Source organism: Streptomyces xylophagus (genome assembly GCF_000716435.1).
In the GTDB taxonomy this organism is placed as follows: Bacteria; Actinomycetota; Actinomycetes; order Streptomycetales; family Streptomycetaceae; genus Streptomyces; species Streptomyces xylophagus.
In genome coordinates, this window is record NZ_JNWO01000047.1 from 15,242 (window position 1) to 37,286 (window position 22,045).

The 22,045-nt window shown below is 70.0% G+C and carries 11 protein-coding genes and 3 pseudogenes; 7 read left to right on the forward strand and 7 right to left on the reverse strand.

The window, feature by feature from the left end; translation table 11 throughout:
• The first annotated feature begins 294 nt into the window (after nucleotides 1–294).
• Nucleotides 295–2,910: a glutaminase domain-containing protein gene (locus OO70_RS48290; RefSeq protein WP_051742409.1), complete on the forward strand. Its 2,616-nt coding sequence runs from the start codon at nucleotides 295–297 to the stop codon at nucleotides 2,908–2,910.
• Between the two features lie 105 nt (nucleotides 2,911–3,015).
• The gene (locus OO70_RS48295; protein WP_043687309.1) at nucleotides 3,016–4,188 is read left to right on the forward strand and encodes a S1 family peptidase; all 1,173 of its coding nucleotides are present in this window, start codon (nucleotides 3,016–3,018) and stop codon (nucleotides 4,186–4,188) included.
• A gap of 306 nt (nucleotides 4,189–4,494) precedes the next feature.
• Here OO70_RS48295 and OO70_RS48300 read toward each other — a convergent pair whose 3' ends face one another.
• Both OO70_RS48300 and OO70_RS48305 read right to left on the reverse strand, forming a co-directional pair.
• Complete coding sequence (locus tag OO70_RS48300) at nucleotides 4,495–5,730, reverse strand: MFS transporter (RefSeq protein ID WP_043687311.1); 1,236 nt, start codon at nucleotides 5,728–5,730, stop codon at nucleotides 4,495–4,497.
• A 343-nt stretch (nucleotides 5,731–6,073) separates the two neighbouring features.
• Nucleotides 6,074–6,955: an AraC family transcriptional regulator gene (locus OO70_RS48305; protein ID WP_043687312.1), complete on the reverse strand. Its 882-nt coding sequence runs from the start codon at nucleotides 6,953–6,955 to the stop codon at nucleotides 6,074–6,076.
• A 240-nt stretch (nucleotides 6,956–7,195) separates the two neighbouring features.
• Here OO70_RS48305 and OO70_RS48310 point away from each other — a divergent pair, with 240 nt between their 5' ends.
• The 4 genes and pseudogenes from OO70_RS48310 to OO70_RS48325 form a co-directional block, all read left to right on the forward strand.
• Nucleotides 7,196–8,311, forward strand: a complete 1,116-nt coding sequence (locus OO70_RS48310; protein WP_043687314.1) for an EstA family serine hydrolase — start codon at nucleotides 7,196–7,198, stop codon at nucleotides 8,309–8,311.
• A 585-nt stretch (nucleotides 8,312–8,896) separates the two neighbouring features.
• Nucleotides 8,897–10,519: a cellulose binding domain-containing protein gene (locus OO70_RS48315; RefSeq protein ID WP_043687316.1), complete on the forward strand. Its 1,623-nt coding sequence runs from the start codon at nucleotides 8,897–8,899 to the stop codon at nucleotides 10,517–10,519.
• 597 nt (nucleotides 10,520–11,116) lie between these two features.
• A pseudogene (locus tag OO70_RS48320) lies at nucleotides 11,117–11,335 on the forward strand (IS3 family transposase); the annotation flags it as partial.
• A gap of 150 nt (nucleotides 11,336–11,485) precedes the next feature.
• A pseudogene (locus OO70_RS48325) lies at nucleotides 11,486–11,803 on the forward strand (IS630 family transposase); the annotation flags it as partial.
• A 24-nt stretch (nucleotides 11,804–11,827) separates the two neighbouring features.
• On the opposite strand, the gene OO70_RS48330 reads toward OO70_RS48325, so the two are convergent.
• From OO70_RS48330 to OO70_RS48345, 4 genes are all read right to left on the reverse strand, one after another.
• Nucleotides 11,828–12,484 (reverse strand): DUF5825 family protein, encoded by a 657-nt coding sequence (locus OO70_RS48330; RefSeq protein ID WP_043687321.1) that lies wholly within the window; start codon nucleotides 12,482–12,484, stop codon nucleotides 11,828–11,830.
• A 17-nt stretch (nucleotides 12,485–12,501) separates the two neighbouring features.
• The gene (locus tag OO70_RS48335; protein WP_043687323.1) at nucleotides 12,502–14,421 is read right to left on the reverse strand and encodes a RiPP maturation radical SAM C-methyltransferase; all 1,920 of its coding nucleotides are present in this window, start codon (nucleotides 14,419–14,421) and stop codon (nucleotides 12,502–12,504) included.
• A gap of 284 nt (nucleotides 14,422–14,705) precedes the next feature.
• Nucleotides 14,706–16,433 carry an alpha/beta hydrolase family protein gene (locus tag OO70_RS48340; RefSeq protein ID WP_234337128.1) on the reverse strand — a complete coding sequence of 576 codons (1,728 nt, stop codon included), beginning with the start codon at nucleotides 16,431–16,433 and terminating at the stop codon, nucleotides 14,706–14,708.
• Between the two features lie 7 nt (nucleotides 16,434–16,440).
• Nucleotides 16,441–17,667, reverse strand: coding sequence for an MFS transporter (locus tag OO70_RS48345; RefSeq protein WP_051742411.1), 1,227 nt, complete (start codon nucleotides 17,665–17,667; stop codon nucleotides 16,441–16,443).
• 162 nt (nucleotides 17,668–17,829) lie between these two features.
• Between OO70_RS48345 and OO70_RS48350 the strand changes: the two genes are divergently transcribed.
• Complete coding sequence (locus OO70_RS48350) at nucleotides 17,830–20,682, forward strand: AfsR/SARP family transcriptional regulator (protein WP_051742412.1); 2,853 nt, start codon at nucleotides 17,830–17,832, stop codon at nucleotides 20,680–20,682.
• Between the two features lie 919 nt (nucleotides 20,683–21,601).
• Here OO70_RS48350 and OO70_RS48355 read toward each other — a convergent pair.
• A pseudogene (locus tag OO70_RS48355) lies at nucleotides 21,602–22,045 on the reverse strand (hypothetical protein); the annotation flags it as partial.

Here is a 22,045-nt window from a genome sequence, read left to right on the forward strand (position 1 = left end):
TCGACACCTCCCCGACCCTGGCCGGAATACCTCGGGTCCTGAACTCCCCCGGAAGGGGCGGGTGTTGCGCGACGTCTGGACAGCGGTCCCGAGGAGTGCTGTCATCCCTCAGTACCGCACTTTCCGTCAGTGGAAAGCGAGTTGGCACAGCGCCCGCTTGCGGCGGCCCGCCCCCACGCACCGGGCCGTCTGCCCTCGGCCCTGTTGGCGCGAAGCATGTTCTGCCGTGACACCCCGTCAGCAGGGCGCGCTGACAACGATGTCGAACGCTCGTTGCCCGTCGAAGGAGCCCCCATGCCCCACCCCGAGGACGACAACCGCCCCCGCCCCGCCCCCGAACCGGCACCGCTGTCCAGACGTGACCTGCTGCGCTGGGGAGGAGTGGCCGCCGCAGGCGTCCTGGGCACCCTCGCCATCGACGGGTCGGCCGCTCATGCCGCCCCCTCCGCGGTCGAGGACGCGACGTCGACGTTCAGCCCACTGCGCCCGCCCGCCACCCCACTCGCCGTGAGGTCCCCGTACCTGACCACCTGGCTGGCCGGGGACAGCCTGGCCGGCACCTGGCCCACCTTCTGGAACGGGCGGATCACCGCGCTGGCCGGCATCGCCCGTATCGACGGCACTCCCTACGTTTTCCTCGGCGCTCCGGCGCTGCCCGGCGGCCCGTCCCTCAGCACAATGACGCAGACGTCGCTGCAGCTCACGGCCACCCGGTCGATCTTCACACTCACCGGGAGCGGTGTCACGCTGACGGTCACCTTCTTCTCCCCCGTGGATCTCGGCAATCTGCAGCGTCAGTGTGTGCCGCTGAGCTACATCAGCGTCCAGGCCGCCAGCAGCGACGGGGCGAGTCACACCGTCGACGTGCACGTCGACGCCTCCGCCGAGTGGGTGCACGGCGACAACACCACCCAGGTCACCTGGGCCGAGCAGACGACCGGCAGCATGACCGCCCTGACCTGCAAGCCTGCCTCCCCGGCGGAGCTGGCCGAGCACAACGACCAGGCATCGTGGGGTTCGCTGGTGCTGGCCGCCCCCACCGTGAGCGGGCTGTCCTGGCAGATCGGCCAGGACACCGTCGTACGGGCGGCGTCCGCCGCGAACGGGACGCTGGCCGGCACCTCCGACACCGCCCAGCCCCGCGCGATCAACGACCGTTGGCCCGTGCTGGGCCTCAACCAGAACCTGGGCACCGTCACCGCGTCCGCCCCGTCGGCGGTGTTCCGGATCGTCGTCGGCCATGTGCGCACCCCGGCGGTGAGCTACCTCGGCGCCGGCCTGAACCCGTGGTGGACGCACTACTGGAGTTCGTGGACCGCGATGCTCGACTGGTTCGAAGACGACCGCGCCGCCGCCCTGTCCGCCGCCGTCGCCTTCGACAAGGCCGTCCACGACGACGCCGTCAGTGCCGCGGGCGGGGGTGACATCGGTGAACGCTACGCCGCCGTCTGCGCTCTGGCCGTGCGTCAGGCCGCGGCCGGGACGGAACTCGTCGACCGGAACGGTTCGCCGTGGGCGATGCTCAAGGAGATCTCCTCCAACGGCAACTTCTCCACCGTCGACGTCCTCTACCCGGCCTCCCCCGCCTACCTGCACCTCTCGCCCGCGTATCTGCGGCTGCTGCTCGAACCGCACTTCGACTACGCGGAGAAGGAGGGCTGGCCCAAGCCGTACGCCGAGCACGACCTCGGCTCCAGCTACCCGAACGCGACCGGGCACCTGGACGGCAACGAGGAGGCCATGCCGATCGAGGAGTCCGCCAACATGCTGATCATGGCGGCGGCCGTGGCCCAGCGCCTTCCGGCGGCCGACGCGGCCTCCTTCGCGAGCACGCACTACGCGATCCTGCGCCAGTGGGCCGAGTACCTGGTGGCCAACACCCTCGACCCGGAGAACCAGAACCAGACCGACGACTTCACCGGCTGGATCGCGCACAGCGCCAACCTCGCGCTCAAGGGCATCATCGGCGTCGGCGCGATGAGCGTGGTGGCCAAGGCGGTGTCCAACGCCTCCGACGCCTCGCACTACGAGGCCCTCGCCCGCGGCTACATCAGCCGGTGGGTCACCCTGGCCCAGGACTCCTCGGGCACCCACCTGAAGCTCGCCTACGACCAGGACGGCACCTGGAGCCTGAAGTACAACGGCTACGCCGACCGCCTGCTGGGCGTGGACCTGGTGCCCACCGGAGTGGCCGTGCAGGAGGCCGCCTGGTATCTGTCCCAGGCGGGCACCTACGGGGTGCTTCTGGACCCGCGCAACGACTACACCAAGACCGACTGGGAGATGTGGACCGCGGCCTGGCTGGCCGACCACGCCGACACCCGCACCATGCTGATCAACGGGGTCTACGGCTTCGCGAACAGCACGCCCTCGCGGGTGCCGTTCACCGACTGGTACGTCGTCGCCACCGGCGCCCAGCGGGGCTTCGCCGACCGGCCCGTGATCGGCGGTGTCCTCGCTCTGCTGAACGCCCCGGCGGGCGACTCCGTCTCCTGGAAACGTATCCAGAACAAGAATTCCGGCAAGCTGCTCGCCGTCAGCGGCATGTCCCTGGCCGACAGCGCCGAGGTCACCCAGTACCAGGACAACGGCACCGCCGACCACGAGTGGACCGTGGTCGACAGCGGCAACGGCGACGGCACCGTCAAGATCTACAACCGCAACAGCGGCAAGCTGCTCGCCGTCCACGACCAGAGCACCGCCGACGGCGCCCACGTCCAGCAGTACAACGACAACGGCACCCAGGACCATCTCTGGCGGTTCGTCGACAACGGCGACGGCTGGATGAAGATCGTCAACGTACGCAGCGGCAAGCTCATGGCCGTCGACGGCGCCTCGCAGGCCAACGGCGCCCAGGTCACGCAGTGGAACGACAACGGCACCTCCGACCACCTCTGGCGGCTCGTCTGACCCACCCCCGCGACTGACATGAGCACACCACAATCCGCACACCGGGGACCGGCGCCCCACCGATCCCCACCTTTCCCGCCCCACACGGAAATGAAGGAGCGTTCCATGAGAAGCCCCACGAAACTCTGCCTGGGCCTGTCCGCCCTGCTCGCCCTGGGCACCGGAGCCCTGGGCCTGACACCCGCCGCCGCGTCGCCGTCCCAGCCGACCTCTGCCCGGGCCCTCTCCCCCGGCCTGACCACCGCCCTCCAACGGGACCTCGGACTGACCGCGTCGCAGGCACGTACCAGGCTGGCGCGGGAAGCAGCCGCCACGAAGCTCGCACCCCGGGCCGAACGGGCGGCGGGGCAGACCTTCGGCGGCTCCTGGTACGACGCGGCGCACGGCACCCTCGTCGTCGGGCTCACCCACACTGGTGGCGCCGAGGCCGATTCCGTACGGTCCACCGGCGCCACCGTCGTACGGGTCGCGCACAGCGCACACACCCTCGACGCCACGAAAACGGCACTCGACAACGTTGCCAGGACGGACGGTGCCCCCACGGCCGTCCGCAGCTGGCACGTCGACCCGCGCACCAGCAAGGTCGTGGCAGAGGTCGGCAAGGGAGCCGAACACAGCGCGGCCGTAACGAAGTTCCTGGCCCCCGCGCGCAAGACCGGAATGCTCACCATCAACAGCGTCGCCACGGAACAGCAGCCGCAGACCTTCGCCGCGGGGACCGTCGGCGGCGACCCGTACTACATCAACGGCAACACCCGCTGCTCCATAGGATTCTCCGTGGTCGGTGGCTTCGTCAGCGCCGGACACTGCGGAACACCCGGCAGCTCGGTGGCCGGCTGGGACGGCTCGGCGATGGGCACCTTCGCCGGCTCGTCGTTCCCGGGCAACGACTACTCGTACATCCGGATCGGCAACGGCTGGTGGACCGTTCCGGTCGTGCTGGGCTGGGGCACCGTCAGTGACGTCCTGGTACGCGGCTCCGCGGTCGCGCCGGTCGGCTCGTCGGTGTGCCGCTCCGGCTCGACGACCCACTGGCACTGCGGCACCGTCCTCACCCAGAACGAGACCGTCAACTACAGCCAGGGATCGGTCTATCAGCTGACCGGCACCAGCGTCTGCGCCGAGCCCGGCGACTCCGGCGGCTCGTTCATCACCGGCGACCAGGCCCAGGGCGTGACCTCCGGCGGCTGGGGCAACTGCACCAGCGGCGGCCAGACCTGGTTCCAGCCGGTCAACGAAATCCTCAGCACCTACGGCCTGACACTCGTGACGGCCTGATCTGCCAAGCAATCCCCCTACGGCCCGGTCGTCCATGAGGTGCCGTCGTCGGATCAGGTAACAGGGGGTCCACCACGCGTTGGACGCGGGCACGGTGTTCGGCAGGATCGTGCTGACGTCATGAACCGGCAGGAACGGTGTTCGGGGCCTCGGGTGACGGGAGCGGTGTCGCCACCCGTCTGCCGGCCCCGCCGCCTCCAGCCTCCGCTCGGGCCGGTGAAGCCGGTGGATCTCCGCCCGGACCTCGACGCTGATCACCTGCCACAGGCCCGGTTCAACGAACCGGGCCTGTGAAGGGGGGCATCTTCAGGCGTCGCCACCGGTCCGCGTTGGAGACGTCGTCGACACAGGCTCTGCCGGGGTCCGGGCCGGTGAGGCGGTGATCAGTGTGGAGCCGCCGCCTTCGCGGTCCGTGAAGCCTGCGAGGAGGGCGAGGCCGAGGCCGGCTGCGGCGAGCGTCGCGCCGACCAGGGCCGGTGAGGCCCAGCCCCAGCCTGCGGAGATGGCCAGGCCGCCGAGCCAGGCTCCGCCGGCGTTGGCCAGGTTGAAGGCGGAGTGGTTGGAGGCCGCGGCCATCGTCGGGGCGTTCTTCGCCTTGGCCATGAGCAGCATCTGCACGGGGGTGGTGACCAAGGCGCCCATCGCGCCCATGAACACGAGGGTCACCAGGGCGGGGACAGTGCTGTGCACGGTGAAGTAGAACGCCACGAGCGTCGAGCCGAGCAGGAAGAGGCCTCCGTACAACGTCGGACGCAGGGCCCGGTCGGTGAGCGGGCCCGCGATCAGTGTGCCCAGCGTCATTCCGATGCCGTAGAGCGCGAGGACCCAGGTGGTGGAGGAGTCGGAGAGGCCGGTCACGTGGGTCAGGATCGGCACCAGGTAGCTGTATACGGCGAAGAAGCCGCCGAATCCGACGACGGCGGTGGCCAGGCCGAGGGCGACCTGCCGGTTGCCCATCGCCCGCAGTTCGTGCCGGATGCCGGACTGGTTGCCGCGGGGCTGATGGGGGACGAAGGCGGCCAGCGCGGCCAGCGCGACAAGTCCGATGACGGCGACGGCACAGTAGGCGTACCGCCAGCCGAGATGCTGCCCGAGGGCGGTGCCGGCCGGAACGCCGACGATGTTGGCGACGGTGAGTCCGAGGAACATCCTCGACACGGCCCGCCCGGCGCGTTCGGGGGCGACCAGCCGCGAGGCCACCACAGCGCCCACGCCGAACAGTGCTCCGTGGGGCAGGCCCGCCAGGAATCGTGCGGCGAACAGCAGACCGAAGTTCGGAGCGAGAGCGGAGGCGACGTTGCCGATCACGAACAGTGCGGACAGCAGGAGCAGGAGCCGTTTGTGGGCGATGCGCGCGCCGATGCCGGTCAGGACGGGCGCCCCGACGACGACACCGAGCGCGTAGGCGGAGACGAGATTGCCCGCGTGCGGCACGGACACGCCGACGCCGTCGGCGATCTGGGGCAGCAGTCCCATCGTGGCGAACTCGGTCGTACCGATTCCGAACGCGACGAGGGCAAGGGCCAGCAGGGCCAGTGGCATGGAGCGCGAGTACCTTTCGCGGGCGGCGGTTTACGTGCGGATGCGGGTGAAGTGGGCGGACCGTGATGCGTCCCGATCGCCCTGTTTCTGTAGCCTGTCGCGTCGGCCGCCGTTGCCCGATGCGCCCCTGGGGCAGGGAAAGTCTACGAGCGCCACAGCCAAGGCACCTACTCACGCATTCCAGGATCGGACGACAGGAATCATGGCCTGCGTCACGGTCGGCCCGTCGGACTGCCTTTGAAGGCGGAGACGGGCCCGAGAGCGCTGCGGACCGGCCGTGAGGTCGAGGTCAGGGCGGGCTTCTGACGAGCCGGAGCATCCTCACCGGTCGGCGGACCGGCGGTCACGCGCCGGTGTTCCCGATGCTCCGCTCGATCGGGATCCACAGCTGGGAGTGGGTCTCTTCGCCGATCTCCACCGGCTGCGTCCGCAGGAGTTCCGGACCTGGCCGGCTCGTGTACGGGTTCGAGGGGAACCACTGCGTGAACACGTCCCGCCACAGTTCCTGGAGCGCGCTCGGATAGGCCCCGTCGTTGTCGAAGACCGCCCAGGTCCCGGCCGGCACGTCGAGGACGTCGAGGTCCTCGACGACCGACTCCGGGCCGGTGACCACGCCGATCCAGTAGTCCGCCGCGGCCCCCTCTTCCCGACTGTCGCTCAGATACACCGCAGCCGACACGATCCCCTCGGGTTCCCGGTCGGCCAGCTCCTTCATCCGTACGATCGCCCGCTCGTCCAGGGTTTCCAGGTGCGCCGCGGCGGCCGCGTTGACCCCCTCGTGCACCAGCGGGACCAGCGCCTTCCTGCCGACGATCCGAAACGCCTCCTTCTCGACGATCCGGTAGCGCATCGTCGTACTGCCTTCGACGACGACGCGGAAGGACATCCGCGGCTGTGCCGTGAGCAGTGCACCCTTGCGCCGGGCCTCGCCCGGGCCAATGCCGTGCACAGACCGGAACGCGCGGGCGAACGCCTCGCCCGAGCCGTAGCCGTACCGCACCGCGACATCGAGCAGCGTGCGTTGCCCGGCCAGCACCTCGGCCGCTGCGAGGGTCATTCTGCGGCGCCGTACGTAGACCGGGAGCGGCATCCCTGCGAGGGCGGAGAACAACCGCCGGAAGTGGTACTCCGACACCGCGGCGATCCGGGCGGCCTCGGCCACGTCGACGTCCCGGTCGAGGCAGGCCTCCAGGTGGTCCAGTGCCTGATTCAGCCGCTCCAGCACGTGTGTCCGTCCCTCTTTTCCTCGGGTCTCCGCCGCGGGAATGCGCTCTTGGGCTGCGGCAGCTCCTACGGTCGGGTGTGCTGTCGTGACGCACACGCCGTTCCGAGCCCGCGAGACCAGCTGCCGATACCGCGGGCCGGGCCGTCTTCAGGTGTAGGTGATCTCTTCGCGCTCTGCCCGACGGAAGCCGTGCGGGAATTGTCGGGCGGGTGGCCTCGGCGTTGCCTGAGGCTGGCGCACATGACTGATATTAAGGGGCTGTGCGAGCCGCGGTTCGCCGCAGTCGAGACGGCCCTCGCGGCTTCGCTCGGCAAGGACGATGTGGGCGCCTCGGTCGCCGTCTACCTCGACGGCGAGCCGGTGGTCGACTTGTGGGGCGGGTACGCCGACGCGGACCGCACTGTCGGCTGGGAGCACGACACCCTCACGGGCGTGAACTCGACGACCAAGAACATGACCGCCTTGTGCGCGCTCGTCCTGGCCGACCAGGGCCGGCTTGATCTCTCCGCGCCGGTCGCCGCCTACTGGCCCGAATTCGCGGCGGCGGGCAAGGAGCGTCTGCTGGTGCGCCACGTGCTGTCCCATACCGCGGGGCTGCCGGACCTGTCCGGGCCGTCGGCGGTCGAGGACCTCTACGACTGGCAGAGCGTGACGGCGGGGCTGGCCGCGCAGACTCCCGAGTGGGAACCGGGAACCGCCGCCGGGTACCACGCGCTCACCTTCGGATTCCTGATCGGTGAGATCGTCCGTCGCATCACCGGGCAGTTCCTCGGCGATTTCTTTGCCGAGGAGGTGGCCAAGCCGCTGGGCGCGGACTTCCACATCGGGCTCTCCGCCGACGACGACCGGCGCGTCGCCCCGCTCATCGCGCCGCCGTCGCTGACCGACGCGTATGCCTCCAGCGCACCGCCCGGACAGGACGGCACACGCCGGCAGTACGACGGTGTCGCGGTCCGGGTCAGGGATGCCAACTCTGTGGCCTGGCGTCGTGCGCAGATCCCCGCGGTGAATGGCTTCGGCAACGCCCGCTCCGTCGCTCTCGTCCAGTCGGTCCTGGCGAACCGGGGTTCCGCCGGTGGCGTCCGGCTGCTGTCCCCCCAGGGCTGCGAGCCCGCGTGGCAGGAGGTGTTCCACGGTGAGGACCGGGTACTGCGGACTCCGATGTCCTGGACTGTGGGCTTCGGCAAATTCGGCAATATGTTCGGTTGGGGCGGATGGGGCGGCTCACTGGTCGCGAGCGACCCTGATTCGCGCATGACGGTGGCCTACGTGATGAACCAGATGCTCGACCGGGAGCAGCAGGAGGACAGCCGCGGCATGGAGATCATCATGGCCGCCTACAGCGGACTGCGGTGACCATCCGCGGGAGGGGCATGGACTCCCCCTCCCGCGTTCCGGCGACGTCGGCACCGATGGGGCAGCCCGGTGGGCAGGATCCGGAAGGAGCGGTGATGGTGACGGGGCCGGAGCCGTCCTTGGTTCCGCTGTCCTCGAACCGAACCTCGGGGCTGCCTTCTCCGACGTCACCGGACTCACCTCCGAGAGGCGCAGCAGGCGGCGGGTGTCGTGCGCGGGCGATCGCGAGAGTGGTCCACACCCTCGCGACGATCGCGGCGGAAGCCGAAGACATCGTCCCCACCGCCTCCGGCCCCAACTCGCGCCCCCGGGACGAGAATTGGTCTAGACGAATCTTTCGCGGATCTCTTGACGCCGGCCGACGCGGCCAGCCACGCTTCGTCACGCAGGCAGATGTAAGGAAAGTTTCCGATTAACTTCACCACTCGCCGTTCGACGGTCTTCCCCTGCCTCACCCCGCCCTGATCACGTCGCACGGCTCCTCCCCACCCGCACCCCTCCACCGTGCGACGGGCGTGCAGGGCACCGCACTCCGCGTACCGGCGCCACGCCGTGCGCGGCCTCGCCCCACGGAGGAGCATCCGCATGAGACGTGCCTCGCTGCACGCCGCATTGACCGCCGCCCTGATGGCCGGCGGCATGGCCACGTTCGCCACCCCGGCCGCCCACGCGGCCGACAACACCGGTCTGATCGCCTCCTTCGGCATCACCTCCACCTGGGGTACCGGCTTCGAGGGCGGCTACACGGTCACCAACAAGTCCACCCACACGGTCACTTCATGGACCATCACCTTCACCCTGCCCGCCACCGAGGCCGTCACCAGTTCGTGGAACGGCACGGTCACCCACAGCGGGACGCAGTACACGATCACCTCCCCCACCTGGGAAGCCCCGCTCGCCCCCGGTGACTCCGCGCCCGTCGTCGGCATGGACTTCAGCTACACCGGTTCGGTCGTCCCGCCGAGCGCCTGCCTGATCAACAACGGCCCCTGCGCCGGCGTCCCCGCCGACACCGTCGCACCCTCGACGCCCACCGGCCTCACCGTCCGGACCACCGGCCCCGGCAGTGTCACGCTGGGCTGGAACGCCTCGACCGACAACGTCGGCGTGGTCGGCTACCGGGTCTACGAGGGCAGCAACGTCATCACCACCACCTCCGGCGCCGGCACCACCTTCACGGTGACCGGCCTGCTTCCCGGCAGCAGTCACAGCTTCACGGTGACCGCGCTCGACGACTCCAACAACGAGTCGGCGCACTCCGCGACACTCACCGCGACCGCGGGCAGCGGCACCACCCCCGGCGTGGCGGCCCCCTTCATCGACCTCGGCGCCTACCCGACGCCGAACCTCACACAGATCGCCACCAACACCGGGCTGCGACAGTTCTCGCTCGGCTTCATCACCGCCGGGTCGGCCGGCTGCAACGCGAGCTGGTTCAACTCCTTCGACCCGGGCGCGGCCTGGGACCGGGCGGACTTCGACTCGCTGCGCGCGATGGGCGGTGACGTACGGCCGTCCTTCGGCGGCGCGTCGGGCACCGAACTCGCCCTCGCCTGCACCAGCACCACCGCGCTCCAGGCGCAGTACCAGAAGGTCGTGGACGCCTACGCCCTGGACCGCGTGGACTTCGACATCGAAGGCGCCGCGACCGTCGACCACGCCTCGATCGACCGGCGCTCCACGGCCGTCGCCGCCGTCCAGACCGCACAGCGCGCCAAGGGCCGCGACCTCAAGGTCACGCTCACTCTCCCGGTCCTGCCCAGCGGATTGACCGCGGACGGCCTCTACATCCTCAACTCCGCCAAGTCGCACAACCTGAACGTCGACACCCTCAACCTGATGGCCATGGACTACGGCGACAGCGCCGCACCCAACCCGTCCGGAAAGATGGGCACGTACGCCATCCAGGCCGCGACCTCGACCCGCGCCCAGATCGCCTCGGTGTGGCCGAACCTCACCACCGCCCAGACCTGGGCCACGGTCGGACTCACCCCGATGCTCGGCCAGAACGACACCGCCAGTGAAGTGTTCACCGCCGCCGACGCACAGCAGGTGCTCACCTTCGCCCGCCAGAACCACCTGGGCGAGCTGGGCTTCTGGGACGTCACCCGCGACGGAAACGCCTGCACCGGCGCCCTGAGCAAGTGCACAAACATCCCCCAGACCCCGTACCAGTTCTCCAAACTCTTCGCGACCTACACGGGCTGAACCCGCGAGGTCACCTCCGACCTTGCAAGACAACGTGTGCGGGCCGGGACTCGGCCCGGCCCGCACGAGCGGGGACTCGTTCAGCGTGCGGACGGACAACACGAGCTTGGCGACAACGGCCCGGGCTGATGCACCGCGAGCCGCTGCGAGGCCTCGGCAGAACGAGGAAGCAGCAGAGGATCCCTGTTCCGGCCCGAAGACACCTGTCTGCACGGCAACAGCGGGCGCTGCGCCGACTCACGTCTGCGAGCGCCTAGTCGCCCACCGCCAGTCGCATTCCGAAACCAGCGGGTTCGAGGAATCTGAAGGGTGCTCTCGCCGGAACCCGCTGGAGGGGGAGGGTTCTGGCCGTGGGGTGCCACGCGGGTTCGGCGTCAACGCGTGCGACAAGATGGGGCCTCCGATCGGTGGAGGGGGCGTGGGATGGGTTATGAACTGCAGGCAGTCATCGCCAAAGACGAGGTGCTCCGTGGCGCCTCACGGGACTTGCCTGCCGCTCAGGTGGCCTCTCTCGGCCAGGGCCTGTCGCTGATACCGATGACGGACCAGCTCTTCGACGCTGCAACGGACGGCACCGAGGGCCCCCGGAGTTCTGGCGGCTTCCGGGAGGGGATGATGGAGTCGTTCTGGTCCTCGATGCAGATCGAGCTGCTCAACCGCAGACGGTGGAAGACCCGGGTCGAACTGGCCAACGCGATCTTCGAGTTCATCGAGATCTTCTACAACCGCCGGCGACGACACTCAGCACTGGGCTACCGCACCCCCATCGAGTACGAACTACTCTCCGAGAACGACACCACCCCGGCTGCCGGTTAGTCACCGAGCCTGGAGCCCAAATGGTGGGGCAGGTCAGCTCGACCACTTCCAGGACCCAACGGCGCACCGTGGCAGCGGAGATGCGGTTGCCGCCCGCCATGTCGGCAAGGCGCTGGTCATGGCGCAGGACGGCAAGAACGATCGTGGCGATTCTCCACACACAACACCGCCGAGATCAGGACGTGGCTGGGCAGACACCCGCGCTTCCACGTCCACTTCACCCCCACCGGCTCCTCCTGGATGAACCAGGCGGAGCGGTGGTTCGGTCTGCTGACCGACAAGCTCATCCGCCGCGGCGTCCACACCTCCGTGAAGGCACTGGAGGACGACATCACCACATGGATCGACACCTGGAACAAGAACCCGCGGCCCTTCACCTGGACCGAGACCGCCGACGAGATCCTCAACTCCCTCGCCGACTACCTCACCAAGGTCGGACCCGACAGCCAGAAGACAGAGCAGAACTGACCTTCAGGATTTCGGCGCATCACACTAGACCGCGAACGAGGGCCACGGCCAGCGGTGGACCCTGTACGGCAGCCACCAGGCGAGTTGGCCGGCTCGGCCGGCGAGGCTCTCGCCGACCAGGTGGTCCAGCACCGCGGAGGGCACCGCGTCGGCCGGGCAGCCCGCCGACAGCCGGTCGACCGCTTCCAGATACGCGGGGTCGTCCAGTGTGTAGCGAGCCAGCAGGCCTCCGGCACGACGGTCGCGGACCTGTACGAAGCCGGGGCCCTTGCGGTAGACGCACTTGCCGACGTAAAAGGTCGAACGCCACTCCTGCCGGATGTCCTCCGCGTTCTGCGTGTCCAGAATCTGACGCGGCGGATGGAGGTGGTTGAACGACCGCCAGACCTCCGGGTCCGCGCCGAGCGCCACGTCCCAGTCGACGACGATGCCCCAGCTGGTGAGTTCGCCCACCAGCAGCATCGTCGAGACGATCGCCCGGGCTCCGGTGGCCCCGGACAGGTCGGCGGGCCGGTCCAGAGTGACCCGCCGCACGCCCTTGCCGTACAGCTCCGCGGCGGTCTCGGCCGGGGTAGCGGACTCGGCCACCACCGTCACCAGCGGGCTCATCACGGGCAGTTGGAGCACCTCCTCGTCGTGGTCTCGCCAGGTGGTCAGGGTGAGCGGGGTCGTGGTCGGCATGGCGCGTACTCCTTGTGTCAGCCCGCGAGACTCGGCTCGGGTTCCGTTTCGTCGTCCGTGGTGCCCTTGCGTCGCGTGTCGAAGATCCGCTCGAAGCGCAGCAGTTCCTGGTTGGTGGCCGTCGGCACGATGTGCACCCAGTGCTCGTCGTCGGTGAAGACCAGACCGAGCCGCGACCAGTCGGAGAGCAGCGCCTCGAGCTTCGTCGAAGAGGCCTCCCCGCCCAGCTTGTGGAGCAGTGCCGGCACGGAGTGCGGTTGGTCGAGCAGGCGGAACACGGCCACCTCGAAGGGGTCCTGAAGTGTCATCGTGGTCCAGTCGAAGTCCTTGCGCCGGCTGACCAGGACGATCCGGTCGTCGAGGTCCACACCGCTGAGCCTGCTGTGGACGTGCTCCGCCTGCCAGCGTTCGCCCGCGGCCTTGAGCACATCACTGGTCGTCTCGTCGATACCGCGGTGCGGAGCGGTGAAGAGATAGCCGAGGTCGAGCATCTCGGACTCGGGCAGGTTGTAGTTGCGCCGGTACTGGGCGTCCGGCTTGAGCGGCTGGAAGCCGAACTCGGGCCGGTCGAAGTTGGGGCTGAACCGCTCGGTGACGATCCGGGCGACCCCTTCCATCGGCGCCAGGTGGTGCAGGGCGGGGAACTGTGCCACGAGCGGCAGATAGTCCTCGGGACGCTCGCCCGGGAAGCCGTACAGATAGTTCCAGGAGACCGACAGCCCCACGGTTTCGGCGTCCCGCAGCATCCGTACGTTCAGACAGCCGGTGACACCCTTGTCCATCAGCTTCAGCACACGACTGCTCAGACTCTCGATGCCCGGCTGGACGTTGACCAGACCGGCCCGGTACAGGGTCTCGAGCTGCTCGCGCCGCATGTTCGACTTGATCTCGAACTGCAGCCGCAGGTCGTAGTCGCTCTCGTGCAGCCTGGGCAGCACGGTGGACAGGTACTTCATGTCGAGGATGTTGTCGACCACGTACATGTCGAGCACCTGGTGGCGTTCGACCTGACGGATCACCTCGTCGTAGAAGGCGTCCGGGGTCTTGCTGCGGAACTCCATGAACGAACCGTTGAGCCCGCAGAACGTGCAGTGGTGTTTCTCGCCCCACCAGCAACCGCGCGACCCCTCGACCACGAGCTTCGGCTCCACCCAGTCGCGTGCCCTGGACTCCTCGAGGCGCTCGAAGTACCCGTCGTAGTCGGGTGAGACGATGTCGGCCGGGCGCATCGGCTTCGTACTCATGGAGTTGACCCGTACGGTGCCGCCGTCGCGCAGGCACAGCCCCGGGATGTCGGCGAGCGCTTCGGGAGCGGGGGTGCCCTTCGCCAGCTCGCCCAGCAGGGCGGGGAAGACCTGCTCGCCCTCGCCGCGGACCACGTAGTCGACGAAGTCGAAGTTGCGGTGCAGCGCCGCCCCTTGGGGACCGTCGCAGTTCGCGCCGCCGAACACCGTGCGCACCTGGGGTGCGGCGAGCTTGACGGCGCGGGCGGTGGCCAGTGACGCGGTGTTCTGCTGGAAGGTCGAAGTGAACCCGACCACGTCCGGTTCGAGGGCGATGATGCGCCGGGCCAGCTCGTCGACGAACTCCGGTGCCGACCGATGCAGTTCGATGCTCAGTTCGCGGTCACTGTCGGACAGCGGGAGCTCTTCGGTCATCTCCTTGATCCGTCGCTCGGGGTCGTCGTCGGGGTAGAGGGCGGAGGAGAAGACCCAGTCGCCGAGGCCGCTGAAGTAGCTGTCCAGAGCGAGCAGGTTGAACTGGCTGAGGGTGAACTCGCGCCGTTCCAGCAGCCAGTCGACGTAGTCGAGATTGCCGTGGACGACGGTCACCTCGGCATCGGGAAAGGCGTTTTCCGCGCTGCGGCGCAGGATGCCCACCGCGAGGGAGGGCACGTCGAGGAGCGCCCAGGGCATGTTGACGAGGACGATGTTCACAGTGACTCCCGGGTGTCCGAGGTCCGTTGGGTGGTTGGGGTGCGAGGCATGGGACGGATCGGCCCGTGGGCCGGACGAAGACGGCCGGGACGCCCCTCGGGACGTCCCGGCGTCCGCGGTGTCACGAGCTGACGATGATGACGACGATGACCCGGTTGGCTCGTTCCTGGTTCTTGAGGTCGAGCGGGTCGTTGTGGACGACGGCTTTACGCATGCTGTTCACCCCCTCTCCGTATCGGCTCGAGGTGCGGCCGCCGGATCGTGGACCGGCGGAGTCGTACGGGTCACATCGCCCGGGCGCCGACGCGGCCGCCCAGATGCGTGCCGAGGAACGACACGACGGTGGTGAGTACCGTCGCCTGGTCGTCCATCAGGCGGCTCTCGTGCCCGGTGTCCAGTTCCAGCAGTTCCGGCGCGAGACCTCGCGCGCGCAGCGCCTGCGCGTACCGGACCACCTGCTCCGGCGGGCACTTGACGTCGCTGCCGCCGGCCACCAGCAGCACCGGGGCGCGCACCGCGTCGACGTACGTCATGGGCGAGGCCTTCGCGTACCGATGCGGTTTCTGGTCGGGAGTGCCGCCGAACAGCCGGGCGTCCAGGGAGCGGAGCGCGGGTGTGCCCGCCCGGAACGCGGCGGCGCTGTCCGCGATGGGGTACACCGCCGCCCCCGCTCGCCACAGTTCGGGCTGGGTGCCCAGGGCGAGGAGGGTGAGATAGCCACCCCAGGACCAGCCCGCGAGCGCGGTCCGGGTCGGCTCGACGAGGCCCTCTCGTACGAGATCGGCGCGGGCCGCCGCGAGATCCGCGACCTGGGGCAGGCCCACCCCGGCGTCGAAGGCGTTGCGCCAGGCGGGCCCGTACCCCGTCGAACCGCGGTAGTTGACCCGTGCGACCGCGAACCCGGCGGCCGCCAGGAGCACCACGGTGGGGTCGTACGCGTCCCGGTCCTGCTGGAACGGGCCACCGTGCACCAGAAACACCGTCGGCCACGGCCCCGGCCCGTCCGCCGGAGCGGTGAAGAGGGTGTGGACCTGCCCCCCGGGGCCGGCGGTCCACCGGTCGCTGAGCGTCAACGGCAGTTCCACCGGGGGGAGTTCCGGCGTGCCGGGCGGCCGGCGACCGGACGAGGTCCGCAGCGCCGGTGGTGTCCTGGTGTCCGTCCACACGAGGTGCAGGTCGTTGCCCGGCTGCATACGGGCGTCGAGCACGGTCCCGGCCGGCACGGGCAGCGCGGCGCACTGCCGACGGGCGAGGTCCACCAGGGAGAGCGAGCTGCGACCCCGCAGGTCCTGACGGACCAGCACCCGGCCGTCGGGACACCAGCTCGTCGAGGGCTCCGACTCGAACCGGCACCACTCGGCCGACCGCAGTCCCCCTTCCGGCGTCCAGGTCCGCAGCTGATAGCCGCCGTCGCACTCGGCCAGCAGCAGGAGCAGCGGTGTGCCGGCTGTCGGCCGGAAGCCCGCCGACCAGAGCGGACCGGGAAGTTCGGCGACCGCGGTCCCCGAGCGGTCCAGAACGCGTACGGCCGACTCCTGCTCCACCGCCAGCAGGGAACCGTCGGCCGACAGATCCACCAGCTCACCGCCGCCGCTCGTGGCCAGGACGGTGTGCACCTCCCCGCCCGGCGAACGGAGGTGGACCGAGAACCCGCGCTCGTCGATCAGCCCGACAGCGGCGGTCCCGTCGGCGGCCATCGCCAACCCCGCATTCAGCGCGGGCGGCACGCGCGGCAACGCCAGTCGGTCCACGCCGCCGGCCCACGACTGGATCCGCCAACTCCCGCGTCCGGCACGGTCGTCGTCGAACCACCAGAGGAACTCGCCGCCCGGCTCCACGTCCGCGATGTCGGTGCCGAGCCCCGGTCGGTCGGTCACCCGCCGTGCCGTACCCCGCGCGACGTCCCAGGCCATGATCTCGCACCGGTCCTCGGCCGCGCCCACGAAACACCCCCGGTCCGGGGCGAGTTCGGCGATCGAGGGAAGCCTGCCGGGTGCCACGCGCAGCTGCATCTCCACGTCAGTCTCCTTGTGACACGGATGTCGGAACCGGTGCGGGCGGCACGTCGTCGAAGTGCCGACGGCCGCCGTACGCGTATCCGGCCAGGACCAGCAGGACCGCCGAGAGCAGCAGCCCGACGGCCACCGGGTCCAGCAGTCCGGTCAACAGGCCCGCCGTGACGGGCGCGACGAGCTGTACGGCGTTCACGGCGCTCTCCAGGGCGGCACCGGTACGGCCCTGCAGCTCGGGCGGGACGAGCGCGATCGCACGCGTCTGGAACAGCACGCTCAGCATCGGCCCGACGAACAGCGCCGCACCGAAGAGCACTCCGTACGCCCAGACGGAGCGCACCGCGCCGAGTGGCGCGACCAGCACCACCATGGCTAGCGAACAGCCGACGACGAGCCGCCCCGCGGGCACGCGGCGCAGCACCCACGGTGACACCAGCGCGCCCACCAGACCGCACCCACTGGCCAGGCTGAGCATCAGCCCCACCGACGCGGGCGAGGCGCCGTGCGTCCGGGCCGCGATCAGCACGAAGTAGTACGCCGCGGTGAACACGGCGTTGACGCCCGCGCCCCACACCAGGGCGAACCGCAGGAACGGCTGGTGCCACAGGAAGTTCCATCCCTCTCGGGCGGAATCCCCGAAGGACTTCGTCCGGCCCGGCCGGCCCGGCGCCGACAGCTCCGTCCGGATCGAGCGAACACACAGCGCGGCCCCGGCGTACGACAGGGCGTTCGCCGCGAACGGCGCCCACCGGGCGAGTTGATACAGCACTCCGCCCAGGAGCGGGCCCAGCAACGCGGCCCCCTGATCGCGGGCCTGGAGCGCCGCCACCGCGCCGCTCGGGTTGTCCGGGGGCAGCAGCGCCCGGATCGCGCCGCGGGCGGCCGCCACGTACACCGCCCCCGCGGCACTCTCCACCGCGGTCACGGCGAACAGCAGCGGCAGCGTGACCCGGTCGAGGAACACCGCCGAGGTCAGCACCCCGAACGCGGCGAACGCGACCGCCGCCGAACCGAGCATGAGCCGCCGCCGTGACCACCGGTCGGCGAGCACACCCGCGACCGGCCCGAGCGTGGTCGGGACGGCCACCGCGACCGTCCCCAGCAGGCCGGCCATCGCCGGACTCCCGCCAACCGTCAGCACGAGCAGTACGAGTGTCAGCTCGGCGGCGTGCGTACCCATCCGGTCCGTGACGCCGGCCAGCCAGTACAGACGGAAGTCACGGCGTCGCTCCACTGCCCCAGCACGTGGCCCGCTCAACGCGTCCCCCCGACGTCGGTTTCGAGGCCCCTCACTGTGTCCGGCGGGTCCAGGGGAAGGCTTGGACGAACCTTGAATCGGCCTTGCCAGGCGGGTATGACGAGTGAGCGGACTCCGACCTTTGGAAGGTATGCGGTCATGACGGTGCATCTCACGGTGCTCGGCAGCATCGAGTCGCACATCGACGGCAGGCCCGCACAGCTGGGGCACACCCGCCAGCGCAGCGTCCTCGGCGCGCTCCTCGTGGACACCGGGCAGCCCGTCACCACCGGACAACTGGCCGAACGCGTCTGGGGCGAGGAACAGCCCCGGCAGGCCCGCGCCACCCTCCACGGCTACGTCTCCCGTCTGCGCCGGGCTCTTTCGGACACCGCCGAGGTGGCGATCGCACGGCAGGGGGGCGGCTACGTTCTTGCCCTGGCCGACACGGCCACGGTGGATGTGCACGACTTCCGCCGCCTGGTCGCCCAGGCCCGCGAGACCGACGACCGGTGTGCCATGGCCCTGCTGGAGGACGCCCTGGCCCGGTGGTGCGGCGAAGCCTTCGGCTCGCTCGACACACCCTGGTTCAACTCCGTGCGGGACAGCCTCGACCAGGAACGCTTCGCGGCCCAACTCGATCTCGACGACCTGCGATTACGCCTCGGCCGACACTCCGAGGCGCTCCCCGGCCTGCGGGCACGCGCTGCCGCCCACCCCCTGGACGAACGCCTAGCCGGGCAGGTGATGCTCGCCCTGTACGGCAGCGGTCGCGCCGCCGAGGCCCTTGCCCACTACCAACGCGTGCGGCACCGGCTCGCCGACGAACTGGGCATCGAACCGGGACCGGCGCTGCGGCAGATCCAGGCGACCGTCCTGGACCCGGCGCCCGCACCGCCCGTGAGCCGGCCCCCCGCCCCCGGGCCGGACCGGTCCGTCCGAGCGCCGGCTGCCCTCGCGGCGGAGAACCCAGCCGCCCTTCCGCGGCGGGCGAGTACCCCACTGGAGCGGACGGGCTCTCCACCGGCCCAACTGCCGGCGCCCATAGCCGCGTTCACCGGCCGCCACGGTGAACTGGCCCAACTCGACGAACTGGTCGGCACGGCGGGGATCACCGCTCTCGCAGGCACAGCGGGCGTCGGCAAGACCACGCTGGCCGTGTACTGGGCGCACCGAACGCGTCACGCCTTTCCGGACGGACAGCTGTACGCGAACCTGCGTGGATTCGACCCGACGGCGTCCGCGACGACACCGGCGGAAGCGATACGAGGCTTCCTGGTCGCCCTGGGAGTCCAGCCGGACCGCATTCCCGCCGGACTCGAACAGCAGACCGGTTTGTACCGGAGTCTGCTGGCCGGCCAGAAGGTCCTGGTCCTCCTCGACAACGCCCGCGACGCGGAACAGGTCCGCCCCCTGCTGCCCGGCGTCCCCGGCACCTTCACGCTGGTCACCAGCCGCAACCGCCTCACGAGCCTCGCCGTGGCCGAGGGCGCGCAGCTTCTCACCGTCGACCCGCTCACCTCCGGCCAGGCCCGCGCGCTGCTCATGGCTCGGCTCGGCGGCTCCCGGATCGCCGCCGAGCCGGCGGCCGTACAGGAGATCACCGCCCGCTGCGCGGGTCTGCCCTTCGCGCTGGCGGTGGTGGCCGCGCGCGCCGCAGCCCAGCCGCGCTTCCCGCTCGCTCTGCTGGCGGAAGAACTACGCGCGGACGGTGCCCGCCTCGATGCCCTGGACGCAGGCGACCCGGCCACCCAAGTGCGCGCCGTGTTCTTCTGGTCGTATCGCGCCCTGGACGCCGATACCGCTCGCATGTTCCGCCTGTTGGGGCTACATCCCGGGCCCGATCTCGCGGTTCCGGCAGCCGCCGCGCTGGCCGGCGTCCCCGCGCCCGTGGCCCGGGCCCGGCTGGCCGACCTGACGCGCGCGCATCTGCTCACCGAACACCGGCCCGGCCGCTACACGTGGCACGACCTGCTGCGCGCCTACGCCGCCGAACTCGCCCACGCCCAGGACACCGACCGCGAGAGGGCCACTCTCCGTATGCTCGACCACTATCGGCGCACGGCCCGCAGAGCCGACGCCCTGCTGACACCCCGGCCCGCCCCGGCCCAAGCCACGGCGGAGCAGCTCGCCGACCATCAGGACGCACTGGACTGGTTCACCGCCGAGTACCCCGTCCTGCTCGCCCTCGTGGCCCAGGCTCCCGCTCCGGGCTCCTGGGAACTGGCCTCGACTCTCATCACCTTCCTCGATCGGAACGGCCACTGGCAGGCCCTCGCCACCGCTCAGACGACGGCGCTCGAAGCCGCCCGACGGCATCGGAACAAGGCAGCCCGGGCCGATGCGCACCGTGGACTCGGACTCGCCCTGGAGCGGCTGGAACACCACGCCAGAGCCCACACTCACTACCACCGGGCTCTCGCCCTCTACGGCGAACTCGATAGCCACCCGGGCCGGGCCCGGGTCCATCAACACCTGTCCCGGCTCTTCGAGTCCGAGGGCCGCCACCGGCGTGCCCTCACCCATGCGCGGAGCAGCCTGGACCACTACCGGGCGGACAGCGACATCGCCGGACAGTCCGCCGCCCTGAACAACATCGGCTGGGTCCTCGCGCAGCTCGGCCACCACTCCCGGGCGTTGACCCACTGCCGCGAATCACTGACCCTGGCCGAGAAAGCGGGTGATCTCAACGGGCAGGCGCACATCCACGACAGCCTCGGGTACGTCCATCTGCGGTTGGGCGAGTACGGCGAGGCGGCGGCCCAATACCGGCGGGCCGTCGCTCTGTTCCGGCAGACAGGAGACCGGCTCAGCGCGGCCAGAGGGCTTGCCCGTCTGGGCGATACCTGCCAGGCGGGTGCGCAGCCCGGCGCTGCCCACGATGCACGCGTTCACGCGCTCGCGCTGACCGACCAGCTCGGTCTGCACGACACCGATCCGCTGCGGGCCGGAATCCTGAACAGCCTGGACCTGCACACCGTTTCGGAACGCCCGAACGGAAAATCGCCCTGAGCCGCCGAGTTTCGTCGAGTCCACTGGCCTTGTTCCGTCCAGTGGCAGCTCGCTCCGCATGCGATAGCAGCCGATATGAGCGTGAAGTATAAGGAGATTGCGCGCGGGGGCCTCGCGGTGAACATCATCGAATGCTGACAATATAGGCCCTGACCAGCGCGTTCGTGTCTTTCAGCACTGTCAGGGCCTTCTCTCCTTACGCGGCGGAAACTCCCTGGGACAGGCGTGAAAGTCCCTGGGAGGTCCCTGGCCTGGGACCGGTTCCGAGGCTGGGAGAGATTGCATCCGGCCAGGGAGCGCGCTTCCTTGAGCAGGCGCACCGCCCGGTTCTGGGGACCATCCCCGCTGGTGCGGGGAGCAGTTCCAGAAGTCGACCACCGCGGCTTCAAAGGTGGGATCAACCCTGCAGGCGCGGGGTTGATCCCGTCCCCGGTCACACGTTCCCCAAGAACGGCAACTGCTCCCCGCAGCCGCAGGGTTGGTCCCGACGTCTGGCGCCGGTTCCAGAACCGGCTGTCCTGCTCCCCGTACCAGCGGGGATGGTCCCTGCCAACCCCCCGGGCGAACGTGGCCCCGCACCCGTCGGGTTGGCCCCTGCGGCCCGTAGTCGACATGAGCGCGTCTCTCTGCTCCCCGCACTCCCGGGGTTGGTCCCTCGCCGTCAGTCCAGACCCCGGCGGTCTTGCCCTGCTCCCATCAGATGCGGGGATGGTCCCTGGCCTGCACCGCCTTGCTCTGCGCCATGATCCCCCGCAGACACCTGTGGTGGTCCATCTTCTCCCCCGGTGCCGTCACCGAGTACTCCCACCGCCCGGGGGCCGATACCGCATCCGCTGGGCCCAGGGCTGCCTGGTGGACGAGCTCGGCGAACTGTTGACCACATCGACCGTTGCCATTCCCGGCGCCATCTATAGCGCCTTTAGCCTGCCGGGGCGATGCCGAAATCCTGCGCCGGTGTTGCGGGCCAGTACGTTGGTGACGGCGCGTAGTGGTGGGCAAGATTGGTGGCGAGGTCGCGGAGGTGAGCCCTGGCTTCGGTGGGGCCGTGCACAGTGATGGCGCTCCCGAACGGCAGCAGTGCGCGCACGTCCTCCAGACGCAGGAAGCGGATCGTCACCTTGCGGCCGGCGGCGAATTCCTCATGGTCGTCCGGGACGAGTCGTTGGCCGAAGATCCGTTGCGCCCGCTCGATCTGGGTCTGGTCGATGGTGGCGCTGACCTCTATCGCGTGGTTGTGCTCCCACTGGTCGATGAGCGCTGCGGAGACGGTGGCCAGGGTCTGGTTCTCGCGGATCCGTCGTGGCCGGTCGACTTCTTTCCACGTCGTGATCCGTTCGAGTCGGTACATCCGTGGCTCTCGGGC

Excerpts from the sequence above, each read along its gene's own strand:
- OO70_RS48295 (WP_043687309.1), top strand. The coding sequence starts at position 3,016 with ATGAGAAGCCCCACGAAACTCTGCCTGGGCCTGTCCGCCCTGCTCGCC.
- OO70_RS48310 (WP_043687314.1), top strand. The coding sequence starts at position 7,196 with ATGACTGATATTAAGGGGCTGTGCGAGCCGCGGTTCGCCGCAGTCGAG.
- OO70_RS48290 (WP_051742409.1), top strand. The coding sequence starts at position 295 with ATGCCCCACCCCGAGGACGACAACCGCCCCCGCCCCGCCCCCGAACCG.
- OO70_RS48330 (WP_043687321.1), bottom strand. The coding sequence starts at position 12,484 with ATGCCGACCACGACCCCGCTCACCCTGACCACCTGGCGAGACCACGAC.
- OO70_RS48350 (WP_051742412.1), top strand. The coding sequence starts at position 17,830 with ATGACGGTGCATCTCACGGTGCTCGGCAGCATCGAGTCGCACATCGAC.
- OO70_RS48340 (WP_234337128.1), bottom strand. The coding sequence starts at position 16,433 with ATGCAGCTGCGCGTGGCACCCGGCAGGCTTCCCTCGATCGCCGAACTC.
- OO70_RS48315 (WP_043687316.1), top strand. The coding sequence starts at position 8,897 with ATGAGACGTGCCTCGCTGCACGCCGCATTGACCGCCGCCCTGATGGCC.
- OO70_RS48300 (WP_043687311.1), bottom strand. The coding sequence starts at position 5,730 with ATGCCACTGGCCCTGCTGGCCCTTGCCCTCGTCGCGTTCGGAATCGGT.